18 protein-coding genes, 1 tRNA gene and 1 rRNA gene are annotated in these 18,776 nt (G+C 41.2%); 19 read left to right on the forward strand and 1 reads right to left on the reverse strand.

The genetic code is table 11. The annotated features are described in order from the left end of the window. The first annotated feature begins 47 nt into the window (after positions 1-47). The 12 genes from I2H52_RS09055 to gap all read left to right on the forward strand — a co-directional run bounded on the left by I2H52_RS09055 (position 48) and on the right by gap (position 13,539). Positions 48-533 carry a PTS sugar transporter subunit IIA gene (locus tag I2H52_RS09055; protein ID WP_070800451.1) on the forward strand — a complete coding sequence of 162 codons (486 nt, stop codon included), beginning with the start codon at positions 48-50 and terminating at the stop codon, positions 531-533. A gap of 14 nt (positions 534-547) precedes the next feature. Continuing rightward, the gene (locus I2H52_RS09060) at positions 548-1,213 is read left to right on the forward strand and encodes a 3-keto-L-gulonate-6-phosphate decarboxylase UlaD (RefSeq protein ID WP_070800452.1); all 666 of its coding nucleotides are present in this window, start codon (positions 548-550) and stop codon (positions 1,211-1,213) included. A 3-nt stretch (positions 1,214-1,216) separates the two neighbouring features. Next, positions 1,217-2,080, forward strand: coding sequence for an L-ribulose-5-phosphate 3-epimerase (locus tag I2H52_RS09065; RefSeq protein WP_000113588.1), 864 nt, complete (start codon positions 1,217-1,219; stop codon positions 2,078-2,080). A 1-nt stretch (position 2,081) separates the two neighbouring features. Continuing rightward, the gene (locus I2H52_RS09070; RefSeq protein ID WP_001077565.1) at positions 2,082-2,786 is read left to right on the forward strand and encodes an L-ribulose-5-phosphate 4-epimerase; all 705 of its coding nucleotides are present in this window, start codon (positions 2,082-2,084) and stop codon (positions 2,784-2,786) included. 167 nt (positions 2,787-2,953) lie between these two features. After that, positions 2,954-4,627 (forward strand): BglG family transcription antiterminator, encoded by a 1,674-nt coding sequence (locus I2H52_RS09075; RefSeq protein ID WP_195595071.1) that lies wholly within the window; start codon positions 2,954-2,956, stop codon positions 4,625-4,627. 116 nt (positions 4,628-4,743) lie between these two features. Further along, positions 4,744-5,835 (forward strand): L-ascorbate 6-phosphate lactonase, encoded by a 1,092-nt coding sequence (gene ulaG, locus I2H52_RS09080; RefSeq protein ID WP_125841198.1) that lies wholly within the window; start codon positions 4,744-4,746, stop codon positions 5,833-5,835. 127 nt (positions 5,836-5,962) lie between these two features. Further along, positions 5,963-7,939 (forward strand): transketolase, encoded by a 1,977-nt coding sequence (gene tkt / locus I2H52_RS09085; RefSeq protein ID WP_007522827.1) that lies wholly within the window; start codon positions 5,963-5,965, stop codon positions 7,937-7,939. A 117-nt stretch (positions 7,940-8,056) separates the two neighbouring features. Next, positions 8,057-8,377, forward strand: coding sequence for a preprotein translocase subunit YajC (yajC, locus tag I2H52_RS09090; protein ID WP_001069054.1), 321 nt, complete (start codon positions 8,057-8,059; stop codon positions 8,375-8,377). Between the two features lie 47 nt (positions 8,378-8,424). Continuing rightward, positions 8,425-8,868, forward strand: a complete 444-nt coding sequence (locus tag I2H52_RS09095) for a low molecular weight protein-tyrosine-phosphatase (RefSeq protein ID WP_045616544.1) — start codon at positions 8,425-8,427, stop codon at positions 8,866-8,868. Beyond that, on the forward strand, positions 8,855-9,268 hold the full coding sequence (locus tag I2H52_RS09100; protein WP_045616542.1) for an MORN repeat-containing protein: 414 nt from the start codon (positions 8,855-8,857) through the stop codon (positions 9,266-9,268). Before I2H52_RS09095 ends, I2H52_RS09100 begins: the two co-directional genes overlap by 14 nt. Positions 9,269-9,563: 295 nt before the next feature. Next, positions 9,564-12,215, forward strand: a complete 2,652-nt coding sequence (gene adhE, locus I2H52_RS09105; RefSeq protein ID WP_195595072.1) for a bifunctional acetaldehyde-CoA/alcohol dehydrogenase — start codon at positions 9,564-9,566, stop codon at positions 12,213-12,215. A gap of 316 nt (positions 12,216-12,531) precedes the next feature. After that, positions 12,532-13,539 (forward strand): type I glyceraldehyde-3-phosphate dehydrogenase, encoded by a 1,008-nt coding sequence (gene gap, locus I2H52_RS09110; protein WP_000260675.1) that lies wholly within the window; start codon positions 12,532-12,534, stop codon positions 13,537-13,539. A 70-nt stretch (positions 13,540-13,609) separates the two neighbouring features. On the opposite strand, the gene I2H52_RS09115 is transcribed toward gap, so the two are convergent. Then, positions 13,610-14,485 carry an RluA family pseudouridine synthase gene (locus I2H52_RS09115; RefSeq protein WP_324252970.1) on the reverse strand — a complete coding sequence of 292 codons (876 nt, stop codon included), beginning with the start codon at positions 14,483-14,485 and terminating at the stop codon, positions 13,610-13,612. An 86-nt stretch (positions 14,486-14,571) separates the two neighbouring features. On the opposite strand from I2H52_RS09115, the gene pbp2a reads away from it, so the two are divergent. From pbp2a to I2H52_RS09150, 7 genes are all read left to right on the forward strand, one after another. Beyond that, positions 14,572-16,767, forward strand: a complete 2,196-nt coding sequence (pbp2a, locus tag I2H52_RS09120) for a penicillin-binding protein PBP2A (RefSeq protein WP_195595073.1) — start codon at positions 14,572-14,574, stop codon at positions 16,765-16,767. Positions 16,768-16,819: 52 nt separating this feature from the next. Further along, complete coding sequence (gene rpmG / locus I2H52_RS09125) at positions 16,820-16,972, forward strand: 50S ribosomal protein L33 (protein ID WP_009755504.1); 153 nt, start codon at positions 16,820-16,822, stop codon at positions 16,970-16,972. Positions 16,973-16,981: 9 nt separating this feature from the next. Next, on the forward strand, positions 16,982-17,158 hold the full coding sequence (gene secE, locus I2H52_RS09130; protein WP_000505776.1) for a preprotein translocase subunit SecE: 177 nt from the start codon (positions 16,982-16,984) through the stop codon (positions 17,156-17,158). A 51-nt stretch (positions 17,159-17,209) separates the two neighbouring features. Next, complete coding sequence (gene nusG, locus I2H52_RS09135) at positions 17,210-17,746, forward strand: transcription termination/antitermination protein NusG (protein ID WP_000376729.1); 537 nt, start codon at positions 17,210-17,212, stop codon at positions 17,744-17,746. A gap of 120 nt (positions 17,747-17,866) precedes the next feature. Continuing rightward, positions 17,867-18,340, forward strand: coding sequence for a sigma-70 family RNA polymerase sigma factor (locus I2H52_RS09140; protein WP_195595074.1), 474 nt, complete (start codon positions 17,867-17,869; stop codon positions 18,338-18,340). A 71-nt stretch (positions 18,341-18,411) separates the two neighbouring features. Beyond that, positions 18,412-18,483 (forward strand) — tRNA-Glu (locus tag I2H52_RS09145). Positions 18,484-18,711: 228 nt separating this feature from the next. Continuing rightward, positions 18,712-18,776 (forward strand): 16S ribosomal RNA (locus I2H52_RS09150); the annotation flags it as partial.

Genomic DNA, 18,776 nt, shown 5'->3' on the forward strand with positions numbered 1-18,776 from the left:
GAAGACTGGGTTCTGTCCTAGTCCCTCTTTACATAAAGGAGGCAACTATGAATTTAAAACAAGCTTTGATTGAAAATAATTCAATTCGATTGGGACTTGAGGCGGCTGACTGGAAAGAAGCAGTTAAGTTAGCAGTGGAACCCTTGATTGAAAGTGGCGCAATTTTACCAGAGTACTATGATGCGATTATTGAGTCAACAGAAGAATATGGTCCCTACTATATTTTAATGCCAGGGATGGCTATGCCCCATGCTAGACCAGAGGCAGGTGTTCAGCGGGATGCTTTTTCACTGATTACCTTGCAAAAACCAGTTGTTTTTTCAGATGGAAAAGAAGTATCCGTCTTACTAGCTTTGGCTGCGACAAGCTCAAAGATTCATACAAGTGTAGCGATTCCACAAATTATTGCCTTGTTTGAGTTGGAAGATTCCATTGCCCGCTTACAAGGATGCCAGAGCAAAGAAGAAGTTTTGGATATGATTGAAGAATCAAAAAATAGTCCATACCTTGAAGGCTTGGACTTGGAAAGCTAAAAAGGAGTAGGAAGATGACAAAAAGAATACCAAATTTACAAGTTGCACTAGACCATTCAGATTTGCAAGGCGCCATTAAGGCTGCTGTATCTGTTGGTCATGAAGTGGATATCATCGAAGCTGGTACTGTTTGCCTACTTCAAGTAGGGAGCGAATTAGTAGAAGTCTTGCGTAGCCTTTTCCCAGATAAGATCATCGTTGCAGACACCAAGTGTGCGGATGCCGGTGGTACGGTTGCTAAGAATAATGCTGTACGTGGAGCGGACTGGATGACTTGTATTTGCTGTGCAACCATTCCGACTATGGAAGCTGCTCTTAAAGCCATCACAGCTGAACGTGGAGATAGAGGTGAAATCCAAATCGAACTTTATGGAGACTGGACTTTTGAACAGGCTCAACTCTGGCTTGATGCGGGAATTTCCCAAGCAATCTATCACCAATCTCGTGATGCCCTGCTTGCTGGGGAAACTTGGGGCGAAAAAGATCTAAACAAGGTCAAAAAATTGATTGATATGGGCTTCCGTGTGTCTGTTACGGGAGGACTGGATGTGGATACACTCAAACTCTTTGAAGGAGTGGATGTCTTTACCTTTATCGCAGGTCGCGGAATTACCGAGGCAGCAGATCCAGCAGGCGCAGCACGTGCCTTTAAGGACGAAATCAAACGAATTTGGGGGTAAGCTATGGCACGTCCAATTGGAATCTATGAAAAAGCTACACCCAAGCATTTTACTTGGTTGGAACGCTTGAATTTTGCAAAAGAATTGAGCTTCGACTTTGTTGAAATGTCGATTGACGAGCGTGATGAACGTTTGGCTCGTCTTGATTGGAGCAAGGAAGAACGATTGGAAATCGTGAAAGCCATCTATGAAACAGGAATCCGAATTCCGTCCATCTGTTTTTCAGGTCATCGTCGCTATCCAATGGGTTCAAACGATCCAGTTCTAGAAGAAAAATCGCTGGAACTGATGAAAAAATGTATCGAACTAGCTCAGGATTTGGGAGTTCGTACGATTCAGTTAGCTGGTTATGACGTTTATTATGAGGAAAAGTCCCCTCAAACACGTGAACGTTTCATCAAAAACCTCAGACAAGCTTGTGTCTGGGCGGAGGAAGCTCAGGTCATCTTAGCTATTGAAATTATGGATGATCCTTTTATTAATAGCATTGAAAAGTACTTGGCTGTTGAAAAAGAGATTGATTCACCTTATCTTTTTGTTTATCCAGATATTGGTAATGTCTCAGCTTGGCATAATGACGTTTACAGTGAATTTTATATCGGGCACCATGCCCTTGCAGCCCTCCACCTCAAGGATACCTATCCCGTGACCGAAACTTCAAAAGGACAATTCCGAGATGTTCCTTTTGGAACTGGCTGCGTCAACTGGGAAGCAGCTTTTGATATTTTGAAAAAGACCAACTATAATGGTCCTTTCCTAATCGAGATGTGGTCTGAAAACTGTGAAACAGTAGAAGAAACCAAAGTGGCTATCAAAGAAGCACAAGATTTCCTCTACCCATTAATAAAGAAAGCGGGTTTGATGTAAGATGAATCAAGTAATCAATGATATGAGAAAGCGTGTCTGCGAAGCTAATCAATCTCTTCCTAAACACGGCTTGGTTAAATTCACATGGGGCAATGTCTCAGAAGTGAATCGTGAGCTAGGCGTGATTGTTATCAAGCCATCGGGAGTAGATTATGATAAATTGACTCCTGAAAACATGGTGGTGACAGATTTGGATGGGAAGGTACTTGAAGGTGATTTGAGACCATCTTCCGACCTACCAACTCACGTGGAATTATATAAAGCTTGGCCTACCATTGGTAGTGTGGTTCATACTCACTCGACAGAAGCAGTGGGTTGGGCACAGGCGGGACGTGATATTCCATTTTATGGGACCACACATGCCGACTATTTTTATGGACCAATTCCTTGTGCTCGTAGCTTGACTCAGGATGAAGTTGAAGTAGCGTATGAAAAGGATACAGGTTTGGTCATTCTGGAAGAATTTGAACGTCGCGGTCTCAATCCGGTTGAAGTACCAGGGATTGTCGTTCGCAACCACGGTCCATTCACATGGGGCAAGAACCCTGAAAATGCAGTTTACCATTCAGTGGTTCTCGAAGAAGTTTCCAAGATGAACCGTTTCACAGAGCAAATCAATCCAAGAGTTGAACCTGCACCACAGCACATATTGGAAAAACATTACCAAAGAAAGCATGGACCAAATGCCTACTATGGTCAAAAATAAAAAACGGGCAATTGAAAAGAGGCTTGGAGGTATCTAGGCCTCGCTTTTGCAATAAACCTGAAAAGCAAACGAGCCCAATGATAAATATTATCATTGAAATATTTTTATTAAAGTGCTATGATAGGGAGACTGTTTGATTGATTGGTCCCGAATAATAGGAGGATAAGATGGTATTAGATAAAACGAGTTGTGAGCTATTGATGTACCTCCTGGATCAAGAATCTCCCAAAACGATTATGACCATTTCCAAAGATTTGGGTCAATCAAGGAGAAAGGTCTATTATCACGTTGATAAAATTAATGATGCATTGGGCAATCCTGAACACCACCTTGTTAGCCTTCCTCGTATTGGTATCTACTTAACGGAGGAGCAGAGACTTGCTTGTCAGCAACTTTTATCCGAAGTTGACTCCTACGATTATGTGATGAGCGGGGAAGAACGCATGCAGATGATGTTATTTTGGATTGGAATTTCCAAAGAACGCATCACTGTCGAAAAACTGATGGAATTAACAGAAGTTTCGCGGAACACCGTTTTGAATGATCTCAATACCATCCGTTACCAGTTAAGCCTAGAACAGTATCAGGTAACCCTGCAAGTAAGTAAATCACAAGGTTATTATCTTAGCGCCCACCCCTTAAATAAAATTCAGCATCTTCAATCGCTCTTATACCATATCTTTATGGAAGGAAATGGAGCTTTTGTTACCATTCTTGAAGATAAGATAAAGGATAGATTCCAAGGAGAGTTGCTTTTGTCTAGACAAATGCATCAATTTCTCAAGGAGCAAGTCCCTCTGGTTGAACAGGATTTAGGGAAAAAAATAAATCATCATGAAGTGACCTTTATGTTGCGAGTGCTTCCTTATCTGCTTTTAAGTTGTGATAATATCACGCGTCATCAAGAAAAGCATCAGGATATTGATCAAGATTTTTCCTTGATTCGTAAGAGAATAGAGTACAGAGTATCTGAAAGGCTGAGTGAGCGCCTTTTTGAGACATTTGAAATTTCTTTATCGGAACTCGAAATTTCTCTGTTGGCCATTCTCCTTTTATCCTATAGAAAGGATAGAGACGTCCATGCGGAAAGCGAAGACTTTCACCAGCTGAAAGTCACTTTAGAGGAATTTATTTGGCATTTTGAATCACAAACCAAGATGGAAATCGAAAACAAGGAAGACTTGTTACGTAACCTGCTGATTCACTGTAAGGCTTTGTTGTTTAGAAAGACCTATGGCATCTTTTCTAAAAATCCTCTTACTAAGCAAATCCGTTCCAAGTACAGCGAGCTCTTTATCATCACCAAAAAATGTGCCGAGATTTTGGAGGAAGCCTGGCTTGTACGCTTGACGGACGATGAGATTGCTTATCTGACGATTCACGTTGGTGGATTTTTGAAATACACTCCATCCTCGCAGAATGCCACCAAAAAAATTTATCTGGTTTGTGACGAAGGAGTAGGGGTTTCTAAACTGTTGCTCAAACAATGTCGTTTCTATCTTCCCAACGAACAAATCGGGGCAGTTTTCACAACAGAACAGTTTAAAAGTGTTGAGGATATTACCTTGGTGGATTTGGTGATTACAACAAATGATGAACTAGAGAGTCGCTTCCCTGTCTTAAAGGTCAATCCCATCTTGGAGGCAGAGGATATCTTGCGTATAGTTGATTATCTGAAAAACAAGGTTTTTCGAAAAGACGGCAGAAGTTTCAGCGAAAATTTATCAACCATTATTTCAACTTATATACCGGATAAGCGTGCCGCAATGAAACTACAGCAGGAGATTCAAAGTCTGATAAATCAAGAATTACTTATCCAGTCCTTTTTTGAAGAGTTATAACATGACAGTCCAATGATGAACACAAACCTGTGTTTTTCTTGGTCTTTTTTAATTTTCGGGCGGGTGTTATACTAAGTATGAAATGAAAACTTGAACAAAAAATGGAGGATGTCATAATGCCAAACGTAAAAGAAATTACAAGAGAATCATGGATTCTAGCGACTTTCCCAGAATGGGGAACATGGCTCAACGAAGAAATTGAAGAAGAAGTCGTTCCTGAAGGCAATTTTGCTATGTGGTGGCTAGGCAACTGTGGAACTTGGATTAAGACACCTGGTGGTGCTAACGTTGTGATGGACCTTTGGTCAAATCGCGGAAAATCTACTAAAAAAGTTAAAGATATGGTTCGTGGGCACCAAATGGCTAACATGGCAGGTGTACGTAAATTGCAACCAAACTTGCGTGTTCAACCGATGGTCATTGACCCATTTGCAATCAATGAGTTAGACTACTACTTGGTTTCCCACTTCCATAGCGATCATATTGATCCTTATACAGCCGCAGCTATTTTGAATAATCCAAAATTGAAACATGTTAAATTCATCGGACCTTACCATTGCGGACTTATCTGGGAAGGCTGGGGAGTGCCAAAAGAACGCATTATTGTAGTTAAACCAGGTGACACCATTGAACTCAAAGACATGAAGATTCATGCTGTGGAATCTTTTGACCGTACTTGCTTGGTAACTTTGCCAGTCAACGGTGCTGATGACACAGGTGGAGAATTGGCAGGTTTGACTGTTACTGATGAAGAGATGGCTCAAAAAGCTGTTAACTATATTTTTGAAACACCAGGTGGTACTATTTATCACGGTGCAGACTCTCACTTCTCAAACTACTTTGCGAAACACGGAAAAGACTTTAAGATTGATGTTGCTTTGAACAACTATGGTGAAAACCCAGTTGGTATCCAAGACAAGATGACTTCAATTGACCTTCTTCGTATGGCAGAAAATCTGCGTGCTAAAGTCATTATCCCAGTTCACTATGACATCTGGTCAAACTTTATGGCTTCAACTAATGAAATCTTAGAACTTTGGAAGATGAGAAAAGACCGTTTGCAGTACAACTTCCATCCATTTATCTGGGAAGTAGGAGGTAAGTACACTTATCCTCAAGATCAGCACCTGGTAGAATACCATCACCCACGTGGATTTGATGATTGTTTCGAGCAAGATTCAAATATCCAATTCAAAGCTTTGCTATAAAAACTGTTCAAATGATGTAAATTATTATCTGGAAGTTATCCGTATGTTGCATGATACGGATAATTTTCATATAATAGTAAAATAGGATGTGTGATTCATTAATCACCTCAAAGAGAAAGGAAATTCTATGTCAAATCTATCTGTTAATGCAATTCGTTTCCTAGGAATTGACGCTATCAACAAAGCCAACTCAGGTCACCCAGGGGTGGTTATGGGAGCAGCTCCGATGGCTTATAGCCTCTTTACAAAACAACTTCGCATCAATCCAGCACAACCAAACTGGATTAACCGTGATCGCTTTATCCTCTCAGCAGGTCATGGCTCTATGCTTCTCTATGCCCTTCTTCACCTTTCTGGTTTTGAAGATGTTAGCATGGATGAAATCAAGAGCTTCCGCCAATGGGGTTCCAAAACACCTGGTCACCCAGAATTTGGCCACACTGCAGGGGTTGACGCTACAACCGGTCCTCTAGGACAAGGGATTTCTACTGCCACTGGTTTTGCCCAAGCAGAACGTTTCCTTGCGGCGAAGTATAACCGTGAAGGCTTCAATATCTTTGACCACTATACTTACGTTATCTGCGGAGACGGAGACTTGATGGAAGGTGTCTCAAGTGAGGCGGCTTCATACGCAGGCTTGCAAAAACTTGACAAGTTGGTGGTTCTTTATGATTCAAATGACATCAACTTGGATGGTGAGACAAAGGATTCCTTTACAGAAAGTGTTCGTGACCGTTACAATGCCTACGGTTGGCATACAGCCTTGGTTGAAGATGGAACAGACTTGGAAGCAATCCATGTTGCTATCGAAACAGCCAAAGCTTCAGGCAAACCATCTTTGATTGAAGTGAAGACTGTGATTGGATATGGCTCTCCAAACAAACAAGGAACCAATGCTGTACACGGTGCTCCTCTTGGTGCAGACGAAACTGCAGCAACTCGTCAAGCCCTCGGTTGGGACTATGAACCATTTGAAATCCCAGCTGAAGTTTATGCTGATTTCAAGGAAAATGTTGCAGACCGTGGCGCATCAGCTTATCAAGCTTGGACTAAATTAGTTGCTGATTATAAAGAGGCTCATCCAGAACTGGCTGCAGAAGTAGAAGCTATTATCGACGGCCGTGATCCAGTTGAGGTGACTCCAGCAGACTTCCCAGCCTTAGAAAATGGCTTCTCTCAAGCAACTCGTAATTCCAGTCAAGATGCTTTGAACGTTGTCGCTGCCAAGTTGCCAACTTTCCTAGGTGGATCAGCTGACCTCGCTCACTCAAACATGACTTACATCAAAACGGATGGACTTCAAGACGATGCTAATCGCTTGAACCGTAACATTCAGTTTGGTGTTCGTGAATTTGCAATGGGAACGATCTTGAACGGGATGGCCCTTCATGGTGGACTTCGTGTATACGGTGGTACTTTCTTCGTCTTTTCTGACTATGTGAAAGCAGCTGTTCGCTTGTCAGCCTTGCAAGGACTTCCTGTGACTTATGTCTTTACTCACGATTCAATCGCAGTTGGTGAAGATGGTCCAACTCACGAACCAGTTGAACACTTAGCAGGTCTCCGTGCTATGCCAAATCTGAATGTTTTCCGCCCAGCAGATGCGCGTGAAACTCAAGCGGCTTGGTACCTTGCAGTGACAAGCGAGAAAACACCAACTGCCCTTGTCTTGACACGCCAAAACTTGACTGTCGAAGAAGGAACAGACTTCGACAAGGTTGCGAAAGGTGCCTATGTTGTCTATGAAAATGCAGCAGACTTTGATACAATCTTGATTGCGACAGGTTCAGAGGTCAATCTAGCTGTCGCAGCTGCCAAAGAATTAGCTAGTCAAGGCGAAAAAGTCCGTGTAGTCAGCATGCCATCTACAGATGTCTTTGATAAACAAGATGCAGCATACAAGGAAGAAATCCTTCCAAATGCAGTTCGCCGTCGTGTTGCAGTCGAAATGGGTGCAACTCAAAACTGGTACAAATATGTTGGCCTTGATGGTGCAGTTCTCGGTATTGATACTTTCGGAGCATCTGCCCCAGCACCAAAAGTATTGGCAGAGTACGGATTTACGGTAGAAAATCTAGTCAAAGTCGTTCAAAACTTGAAATAATCACAAAAATCAGAGTGAAAACTCTGATTTTTTATAACCATAAAAACAAGGTACAACCTTGTAAAAGTAGCTGAAATTTGATATAGTAGTCCTATGTAAAAGACAAAGGAGAAAACAATGAATCCAAATATTACTTTTTTAATCATGCTTGTAGGTATGATGGCCTTGATGTTCTTTATGCAACGTTCTCAAAAGAAACAAGCGCAAAAGCGTATGGAAAGCTTGAACAAGCTTCAAAAAGGCTATGAGGTTATTACAATTGGCGGCCTTTACGGAACAGTGGATGAAGTAGATACTGAGAAGAGAACAATCGTACTTGATGTAGATGGCGTTTATTTGACTTTTGAATTGGCTGCTATCAAGACCGTTTTGCCGCTCAAAGAGGCTGTGACACCAGAAGGAACAGTTGTTGACGAAGACGGAGCAATCGAAGAATAAAACGGGACCTGTCACTCCCGTTTTTCTATGAGATGAGAGGAAAAGGGATGAAAAAAATAGTATTTGTTTGCCTAGGAAATATCTGCCGTAGCCCCATGGCAGAATTTGTGATGAAATCCATGACGAGCGATTACCAGATTGAGAGTCGGGCAACGTCATCATGGGAACATGGCAATCCGATTCATAAGGGAACGCAAGAAATTTTCCAGCAATATCGGATCGCGTATGACAAAGACAAAACATCACTCCAGATTCGTAGAGAAGATTTTGAGTCATTTGATTACATTATCGGGATGGATGCTTCAAACGTTTCAGATCTGCGTCAAATGTGTCCTCAGGAACTACAGCATAAGATCTACCCTTTTGCACCTGAAAGTGTTCCAGATCCTTGGTATACAGGAAATTTTGAGGAAACCTATGCTCGCATCACAAGTGGATGTCAAAGCTGGCTAGATCGATTAGAAAATGAGAGTGACAATGGAAAAGCTTAAACAAATCTATGAGAAGTATAGAGTTTACCTAACTCGCCCTAGGTTAGAGTTCATTGCAGTAGTCGTAATTGCATTCTGTGCCCTTTCAGTATTTCTACTAAATACACCTAAAAAGGGTGTCTTGACACTTGATGGTGGTGCACTTGTTTATGATGGTACCCTGGTACGAGGGAAAATGAATGGTCAGGGGACTATGACCTTTGAAAATGGGGATCAATATACAGGTGATTTCAGTAATGGAGCCTTTAATGGAAAAGGAACTTTCCAATCAAAAGATGGCTGGAAATACGAAGGTGATTTTGTAAATGGCCAGGCTGAAGGTCAAGGAAAGTTGACGACAGAGCAAGAAGTTGTCTATGAAGGAACCTTTAAACAAGGCGTTTTCCAACAAAAACAGTAGTCTCCAGATGAGGAGGCTATTTTTAAAAGCATGAAAGAAAGCGTTTTCTGCACTTGAATTCGATAAATAGCTGTCAACTAGAAAAACTTTGTGAAATAAAAAAATATTTTTCATAATTTCACAATCATCCAGATAAAACTCTATTGTACAGGTGTATTGAGAAAAAGTTCACAAATTTGGGAAATTTCTTTGTGAAATGCTTATGAAACTGTTTACAAAGCATAAAAAAAGAGTTATAATAAACTTGTGAAAAAATTAACAAAGGATAACGTCCTTAAAGGCTATGGAGGATAATATGGCTGATAAAAAAACAGTAACACCAGAGGAAAAACAACTTGCTGCTGAAAAGCATGTCGATGGTCTTGTGAAAAAAGCCTTGGTTGCGCTTGATGAAATGCGCAAGTTGAACCAAGAGCAAGTTGACTACATCGTAGCAAAAGCGTCTGTTGCAGCACTTGACGCGCATGGTATCCTTGCACAACACGCAGTTGAAGAAACTGGTCGTGGTGTATTTGAAGATAAGGCAACAAAAAATCTATTTGCCTGTGAACACGTAGTGAACAATATGCGTGGGGTTAAAACAGCTGGAGTTATCGAAGATGATCCAATTACAGGTTTGACGAAGATTGCGGAGCCGATCGGAGTTATTTGTGGTATCACTCCAACAACAAACCCAACTTCAACAGCTATTTTCAAATCCTTGATTGCTTTGAAGACACGTAACCCAATTGTTTTCGCCTTCCACCCATCAGCTCAAGAATCTTCTGCTCATGCTGCACAAATCGTTCGTGATGCAGCCATCGCAGCCGGTGCACCTGAAAACTGTGTTCAATGGATTACAGAGCCATCTATGGAAGCAACTGGGGCACTTATGAACCACGAAGGTGTTGCGACTATCCTCGCAACTGGTGGGAATGCTATGGTTAAAGCTGCATACTCATGTGGGAAACCAGCTCTTGGGGTAGGTGCCGGAAACGTTCCTGCCTATGTAGAAAAATCTGCTGACCTTCGTCAAGCTGCTCATGACATCGTTATGTCTAAATCATTTGATAATGGGATGGTCTGTGCATCAGAACAAGCGGTTATCATTGATAAAGAAGTGTATGACGAATTTGTAGAAGAATTCAAATCATACCATACTTACTTTGTCAACAAGAAAGAAAAAGCGCTTTTGGAAGAATTCTGTTTTGGTGCAAAAGCTAACAGCAAGAACTGCGCTGGTGCAAAATTGAACCCAAATATTGTTGGTAAACCAGCAGCATGGATTGCTGAGCAAGCAGGATTCAGCGTTCCAGAAGGAACAAATATCTTGGCTGCTGAATGTGCAGAAGTTGGAATTAAAGAACCATTGACTCGTGAAAAATTATCACCTGTTATTGCAGTTTTGAAAGCTGAAGATACTGAAGATGGACTTAAAAAAGCTCGCCAAATGGTTGAGTTTAACGGACTTGGTCACTCAGCAGCTATCCATACAAAAGACGAAGAGCTTGCTAAACGCTTTGGTACAGAAATCAAAGCTATGCGTATTATCTGGAACTCTCCATCTACTTTCGGTGGTATCGGAGACGTTTACAATGCCTTCATCCCATCATTGACACTTGGATGTGGTTCATACGGACGCAACTCAGTTGGTGATAACGTGAGCGCTATTAACCTTCTAAACATCAAGAAAGTAGGGAAACGTAGAAATAATATGCAGTGGTTTAAAGTTCCTTCAAAAATTTACTTCGAACGTAACTCAATCCAATACCTTCAAACTTGCGAAGGTATCGAACGAGTCATGATTGTCACCGATAAATCAATTGAAAAACTCGGTTTTGTACAACGTGTGATTGACCAATTGAATCTTCGTAAAAACAAAGTCACGATTCAAGTCTTCTCAGATGTTGAACCAGATCCAGATATCACAACAGTTCGTCGTGGTGTTGAAGTAATGCGTTCGTTTGAACCAGACACTATCATTGCCCTTGGTGGTGGTTCACCAATGGATGCAGCTAAAGGTATGTGGATGTTCTATGAACAGCCAGATGTTGACTTTGGTGACCTCGTTCAAAAATTCATGGATATCCGCAAACGGGCCTTCAAATTCCCATCACTTGGTAAGAAAGCACAATATATCGGTATTCCAACAACATCTGGTACAGGTTCAGAAGTAACACCGTTTGCAGTTATCTCTGACAAGGCAAACAACCGGAAATACCCAATCACTGACTACGCTTTGACACCAACCATTGCAATTGTTGACCCTGCTTTGGTAGAATCTGTTCCAGCATTTATTGCTGCTGACACAGGTATGGATGTCTTGACACACGCAACTGAAGCTTATACTTCTAACTTTGCCAATGACTATACAGATGGTATTGCTCTTCAAACCATCAAGTTAGTCTTCAAATACTTGGAAAAATCTGTAAAAACAGCTGACCCAGAAGCCCGTGAAAAGATGCATAATGCCTCTACAATGGCTGGTATGGCCTTCGCCAATGCCTTCCTTGGAATGAGTCACTCAATGGCGCATAAGATTGGTGCTGTTCACCACACCATTCACGGACGTACAAATGCTATTTTACTTCCTTATGTTATCCGTTATAATGGAACTCGTCCATCTAAAACTACAACATGGCCTAAGTACAATTACTGGAAAGCTGATGAAAAATTCCAAGATATCGCTCGTATGCTAGGTCTTCCTTGCTCAACACCAGAAGAAGCGGTTGAAGCTTATGCCAAAGCAGTTTACGATCTTGGTGAAGCAGTTGGAATCACAATGAACTTCAAAGGCTTTGGTATCGATGAAAAAACTTGGAAAGACAGCTTGCATGAGATTGCCTTACTTGCTTACGAAGATCAATGCTCACCTGCAAACCCACGCTTACCAATGGTAGCTGACATGGAAGAAATCATGGCAGATGCTTACTATGGTTATAAAGAACGTCCAGGACGTCGTAAATAATTGTTTATCAGCCTAGAGACAGGAGTTATCCTGTCTCTTTTTTGTGAACTCAGATAGACCTGGAATTAGGGTTGAGTGTGGAACTGGAGATAATATACGAACATTATAAAAGATTGTAGGGATATATTTAAAAATTAAAGAATAAGTGAATGAAAAAGAGTGGAAAAGTAGAAAAGCAAGAGAGAAAATCAACGCCCGTACTTGCAATTCAACTCAAATAGTTATATAATAGGTTTGTTGAAAGGTGATTTGTAGTGATTCAAGTTACTCTTTTCACAATAAAATTTTCAGGATTTTCATAAGGAGGAAATCACTAATGGTAGTTAAAGTTGGTATTAACGGTTTCGGACGTATTGGTCGTCTTGCTTTCCGCCGTATCCAAAACGTAGAAGGTGTTGAAGTTACTCGCATCAACGACCTTACAGATCCAGTGATGCTTGCACACTTGTTGAAATACGATACAACTCAAGGTCGTTTCGACGGTACTGTAGAAGTTAAAGAAGGCGGATTTGAAGTTAACGGTAAATTCGTTAAAGTTTCTGCTGAACGTGATCCAGAACAAATCGACTGGGCTAACGACGGTGTAGAAATCGTTCTTGAAGCAACTGGTTTCTTTGCTACTAAAGCAGCTGCTGAAAAACACCTTAAAGGTGGTGCTAAGAAAGTTGTTATCACTGCTCCTGGTGGAAGCGATGTTAAAACAATCGTATTCAACACTAACCACGATACACTTGATGGTACTGAAACAGTTATCTCAGGTGCTTCATGTACTACAAACTGTTTGGCTCCAATGGCTAAAGCTCTTCATGACAACTTCGGTATCGTTGAAGGTTTGATGACTACTATCCACGCTTACACTGGTGACCAAATGATTCTTGACGGACCACACCGTAAAGGTGACCTTCGCCGTGCTCGTGCTGCTGCAGTTAACATCGTTCCTAACTCAACTGGTGCTGCTAAAGCAATCGGTTTGGTTATTCCTGAATTGAACGGTAAATTGGATGGAGCTGCTCAACGTGTTCCTGTTCCAGCTGGTTCAGTAACTGAATTGGTAGCAGTTCTTGACAAGAACGTTACTGTTGATGAAGTAAATGCAGCTATGAAAGCAGCTTCTAACGAATCATATGGATACACTGAAGATCCAATCGTATCTTCTGATATCCTAGGTATGTCATTCGGTTCATTGTTTGACGCAACTCAAACTAAAGTTCTTGACGTTGACGGTAAACAATTGGTTAAAGTTGTTTCATGGTATGACAACGAAATGTCTTACACTTCACAACTTGTTCGTACTCTTGAATACTTTGCAAAAATCGCTAAATAATTCTTGAGTCGATAAAAAAGCAAGGCTTTCTGGCCTTGCTTTTTTGTATATATAAGAATAGATGATAATGTCATCCATTCTTTTTTAATTCTTTTTCAAAAGTATCCGATAGAACAGTGAAACTCAATTTTTCTAAGGTGAGTGGATGGGTAAAAGAAAGGCGAAAGGCATGAAGCATAAGCCGACTTGTTTTTGATTTACTATTATAGAGAGGGTCGCCCAAGATAGGATGCTTGTGATGAGAGAGGTGAACTCGAATCTGATGCGTTCGACCGGTCTTTAGCTTGCAACGAACCAGAGAAGTTTTATTTGGGAATTGCTTTAATCGCCTTACATGCGTTTCAGCATATTGCCCATTTTTGGGATCTACTACTCGTTTTCTGCGATCATGACGATCACGCCCGATTTTATCTTGAAAGACAAGTTCTTTACTCTCTACTCGTCCTTCTACGAGTGCCCAGTACTCGCGAGCAATTTCTTTTTTCTCCAACAAGCGATTAAGAATGGGAAGAATAAAAGGGTTCTTAGCAAAAAGCACTAGCCCGCTGGTTTCCATATCTAGACGATGAACGACATAGCAAGTTTGCCCAACGTAGGCAGAGATATGATTGAGAAGGGCGATTTCGTTTGGTTGGTTACCGTGAGTTTTCATACCCTCAGGTTTGTTGACGACAATAAGATGTTGGTCCTGATAAACTTCTTGAACGAGGTCTGGATTTCCCCAAAGTATTTCCTTTTTGGGATAATCTTCCTCGTCAAAAGTCAATTGGCAAATATCCCCTGGCTTCACCATCTCGTTCCAGTGAACTTCTTCGTGGTTAATTAAGATGTTCTTCTTGGTTCTCAAAAAGTGACGGATTTTTCTAGGGATGAGGAGTTGCTCCTCTAGGAATTGTTTGACCGTCATTTGAGGCAAGGATTCGGGTAATGTAAATGTGAATTGCATACAGATATTGTAACAAAAAAAGCCCTATTTGGATAGGTAGTAGCTAAATTCTTGAGTTCCCATGGTGAAGATGATAAAATAAACGCATGAAATTAGATAAATTATTTGAGAAGTTTCTTTCTCTCTTTAAAAAAGAAACGAGTGAATCGGCGGAGTCGGATTCTACTAGTATGCGTCGTTCTCGGAGCGATAGAAAAAAATTGTCACAAGTAGGGCCAATTCGGAAATTTTGGCGTCGTTATCATCTGACCAAGATTGTCATTATTTTAGGGTTAAGTGCAGGTTTGCTAGTAGGAACCTACCTATTTGCGATAGCCAAGTCTACCAATGTCAATGACTTACAAAATGCCTTGAAAACGCGAACTCTGATTTTTGACCGCGAAGAAAAAGAGGCAGGAGCCCTATCCGGTCAAAAGGGAACCTATGTTGAGCTGGCAGATATCAGCAAAGACTTGCAGAATGCTGTCGTCGCGACAGAGGACCGTTCCTTCTATAAAAATGATGGGATTAACTACGGCCGTTTCTTTCTAGCCATCCTTACAGCAGGCCGTTCTGGAGGGGGGTCCACCATCACTCAACAGTTGGCGAAAAATGCCTATCTTTCCCAGGACCAGACCGTTGAACGGAAGGCCAAGGAGTTTTTTCTTGCCTTAGAGTTGACAAAGAAATACAGCAAGGAGCAAATCCTTACTATGTACCTCAATAACGCTTATTTTGGAAATGGGGTATGGGGTATTGAAGATGCAAGTAAGAAATATTTCGGTGTATCGGCTTCACAACTAACGCTTGATCAGGCGGCCACTCTAGCAGGGATGCTCAAGGGACCAGAATTGTATAATCCATTAAATTCTGTTGAAACTTCAACCAACCGTAGGGATACTGTTTTGCAAAATATGGTTGCGGAGGGCTATATTGATAAAAATCAAGAGGCCGAAGCGGTTGGAGTAGATATGGCTTCACAACTGCAAGATAAGTATGAAGGTAAGGTTTCGGATTATCGTTACCCGTCTTATTTTGATGCAGTTGTCAACGAAGCGGTTTCAAAGTACAATCTCACAGAAGAAGAGATTGTCAACAACGGCTATCGAATCTATACAGAACTTGATCAAAACTACCAAGCCAATATGCAGGTTGTTTATGAAAATACCTCACTATTTCCAAAGGCAGAAGACGGAACACATGCCGAATCAGGTAGTGTCGCTCTAGAACCCAAGACTGGTGGAGTGCGTGGAGTTGTTGGTCGTGTAGCTAGTGATGACAAACCAGGCTTCCGCAATTTTAACTATGCCACTCAGTCTAAGCGTAGCCCTGGTTCAACCATTAAACCTTTAGTCGTTTATACACCTGCAGTAGAAGCGGGATGGGCCTTAAACAAGCAATTGGATAATCATACGATGCAGTACGATAGTTATCAAGTGGACAATTATGCAGGGATTAAGACTTCTCCTGAAGTACCTATGTATCAGGCTTTGGCGGAATCACTTAATTTACCGGCAGTGGCGACTGTAAATGCATTAGGTATTGACAAAGCTTTTGACGCTGGGGAGAGATTTGGCCTGAATATGGAAAATGTTGATCGAGTTCTTGGAGTCGCTCTCGGTGGAGGTGTAGAGACGAATCCCCTCCAGATGGCACAAGCCTATGCAACCTTTGCTAATGAAGGTCTGATGCCTGAAGCGCATTTTATCACTCGTATTGAAAATGCCAGTGGTCAGGTCATCAATAGTCATAAAAATTCCCAAAAACGAGTGATTGATAAGGCGGTAGCCGATAAAATGACCAGTATGATGCTAGGAACATTTACCAATGGTACAGGAATTAGTTCGTCGCCAACAGATTATGTTATGGCTGGAAAGACAGGTACTACTGAGGCTGCTTTTAATTCAGTATATACTAGTGACCAGTGGGTGATTGGTTATACTCCAGATGTGGTAATTACCCACTGGCTCGGCTTCCCGACGACGGATGAGAACCATTATCTAGCAGGTTCGACCTCAAATGGAGCAGCCCATGTCTTTAGAAGTATGGCTAATACCATTTTGCCATACACTCCAGGTAGCACCTTTACAGTTGAGAATGCTTATAAACAAAATGGTATTGAACCAGAAAATACTAAAAAACAAGCTATTGAAAATGAGGCAAACCAGTCGGAGGATCCGATAGCGGATATTCGTAGTCGTGCACAAAATCTTGTAGATGAAGCGGGACGTGCGATTTCAGAAGCTAAGATAAAAGAAAAAGCCCAGACAATATGGGACTCATTCCTTAATCTATTTCGTTAAGAGGCTTGTCAAAGCCTAGGTTTCTTGTTATAATAGATAAGATGGAGGCGTTATGGCACTAAAAAAAGCAAGCCTAGCTTGTGCAGTTTGCGGTTCAAGGAATTACTCAATCAAAACTAGTGGGAACCCCAAGCCAACACGACTAGAAGTAAATAAATTTTGTAAACATTGTGGGAAATATACGACACATAGAGAAACGAGATAGGAGAGAACGATGGGTTTTATTAAGGATATTTTTAAACTTCTTAAAGAAACAACGTGGCCAACTCGCAAGGAAAGCTGGAGAGATTTTCGCTCTATTATGGAATACACAGCCTTCTTTGTGGTCATCATTTACATTTTTGACCAGTTGATTGTTTCAGGTTTGATTCGATTTATTAACATTTTTTAGAAGAAAGGCGGAGAAGTTCTGCTAGTTTCTTCTATTATGAAAGGAAATATCATGGATAGTTTTGACAAAGGATGGTTTGTTCTACAAACTTATTCTGGCTATGAAAATAAGGTAAAAGAAAATCTATTGCAACGTGCACAAACGTATAACATGTTGGATAATATTCTACGCGTTGAGATTCCAACACAAACCGTGCAAGTTGAGAAAAATGGAAAGAAAAAAGAAATTGAAGAGAATCGCTTTCCAGGTTATGTCCTTGTAGAAATGGTCATGACCGATGAAGCATGGTTCGTCGTTCGAAACACACCGAACGTAACAGGATTCGTCGGATCCCACGGTAACAGATCAAAACCAACTCCGCTATTGGAACAAGAAATCCGTGATATTCTGGTTTCAATGGGACAAACTGTTCAAGAGTTTGATATTGACGTTGAAGTTGGCCAGACAGTCCGCATCATTGATGGTGCTTTTGCAGACTACACAGGTAAAATTACTGAAATTGATAACAACAAAGTGAAGATGATGATCTCTATGTTTGGTAATGACACGATTGCAGAAGTGAATCTCAACCAAATTGCAGAATTATAACCCCAGAGAGGCTTTGCCTCTCTTTTTATGTGCTGTTGAGGGAGGAAGAAGTATAAAACAGAGGAAGTAGACCCATGGACTCGCGCATTTTGTTAAACTAAATGCAGAAAGGAGAGGTCTATGAATCTAAAAGACTTATATGAAGAAAGCAAGGGAATCGTCCATAAGTGTCGCAAAGATTATCATTTGCATCTGTGGGAGAAAGAGGACTGGGACCAGGAAGGCATGTTATGTCTGTATGAGCTGGTGAGTCGCAATCCAGAGTTGCTAGAGGGCGAGCGCCATCAACTATATGTTTGCTTTAAAACAAAATTTAGAAATCGTATTCTAGATTACATCCGTAAACAGGAAAGCCACAAGCGCCGTTTTGACAAAGAACCCTATGAGGAGGTGAGCGAGATTAGTCACCGCTTAGGAGAAAAAGGGCTGAGACTAGATGATTACTATCTCTTTTACGAACTTCTGAAGACATACAAATCCGAGCAGAGTAAGGAAAAACAAGAACAACTTGACCATCTAATGGGAGGAGAATGTTTCAAAGGCCGCAAGGCACTTCTAGGAGAATTAAGAGTGGTATTGAGTGATTTTAGATAAAATCAAAATAGTCAAAAAAGTTCTTGACAAAGGGGAAAAAGTAGGTATAATAGAAAGAGTTGAAAAGCTCAGGTCCGTTGGTCAAGGGGTTAAGACACCGCCTTTTCACGGCGGTAACACGGGTTCGAATCCCGTACGGACTATGGTGTATCGTGTCTAAAAAACTTGAAAAAGTTTAAAAAACTTGTTGACAGGTACAGCTAGCTGTGATATACTAATATAGTTGTCGCTTGAGAGAGATTGAGTGACAAAGACCTTTGAAAACTGAACAAGACGAACCAATGTGCAGGGCGCTATAACTAAGGTTATAGTACTGAACAATGAAAAAACAATAAATCTGTCAGTGACAGAAATGAGTGAGAACTCAAACTTTTAATGAGAGTTTGATCCTGGCTCAGGACGAACGCTGGCGGCGTGCCTAATACATGCAAGTAGA

This window comes from Streptococcus oralis (genome assembly GCF_015561235.1).
Taxonomy (GTDB): Bacteria; Bacillota; Bacilli; order Lactobacillales; family Streptococcaceae; genus Streptococcus; species Streptococcus oralis_BK.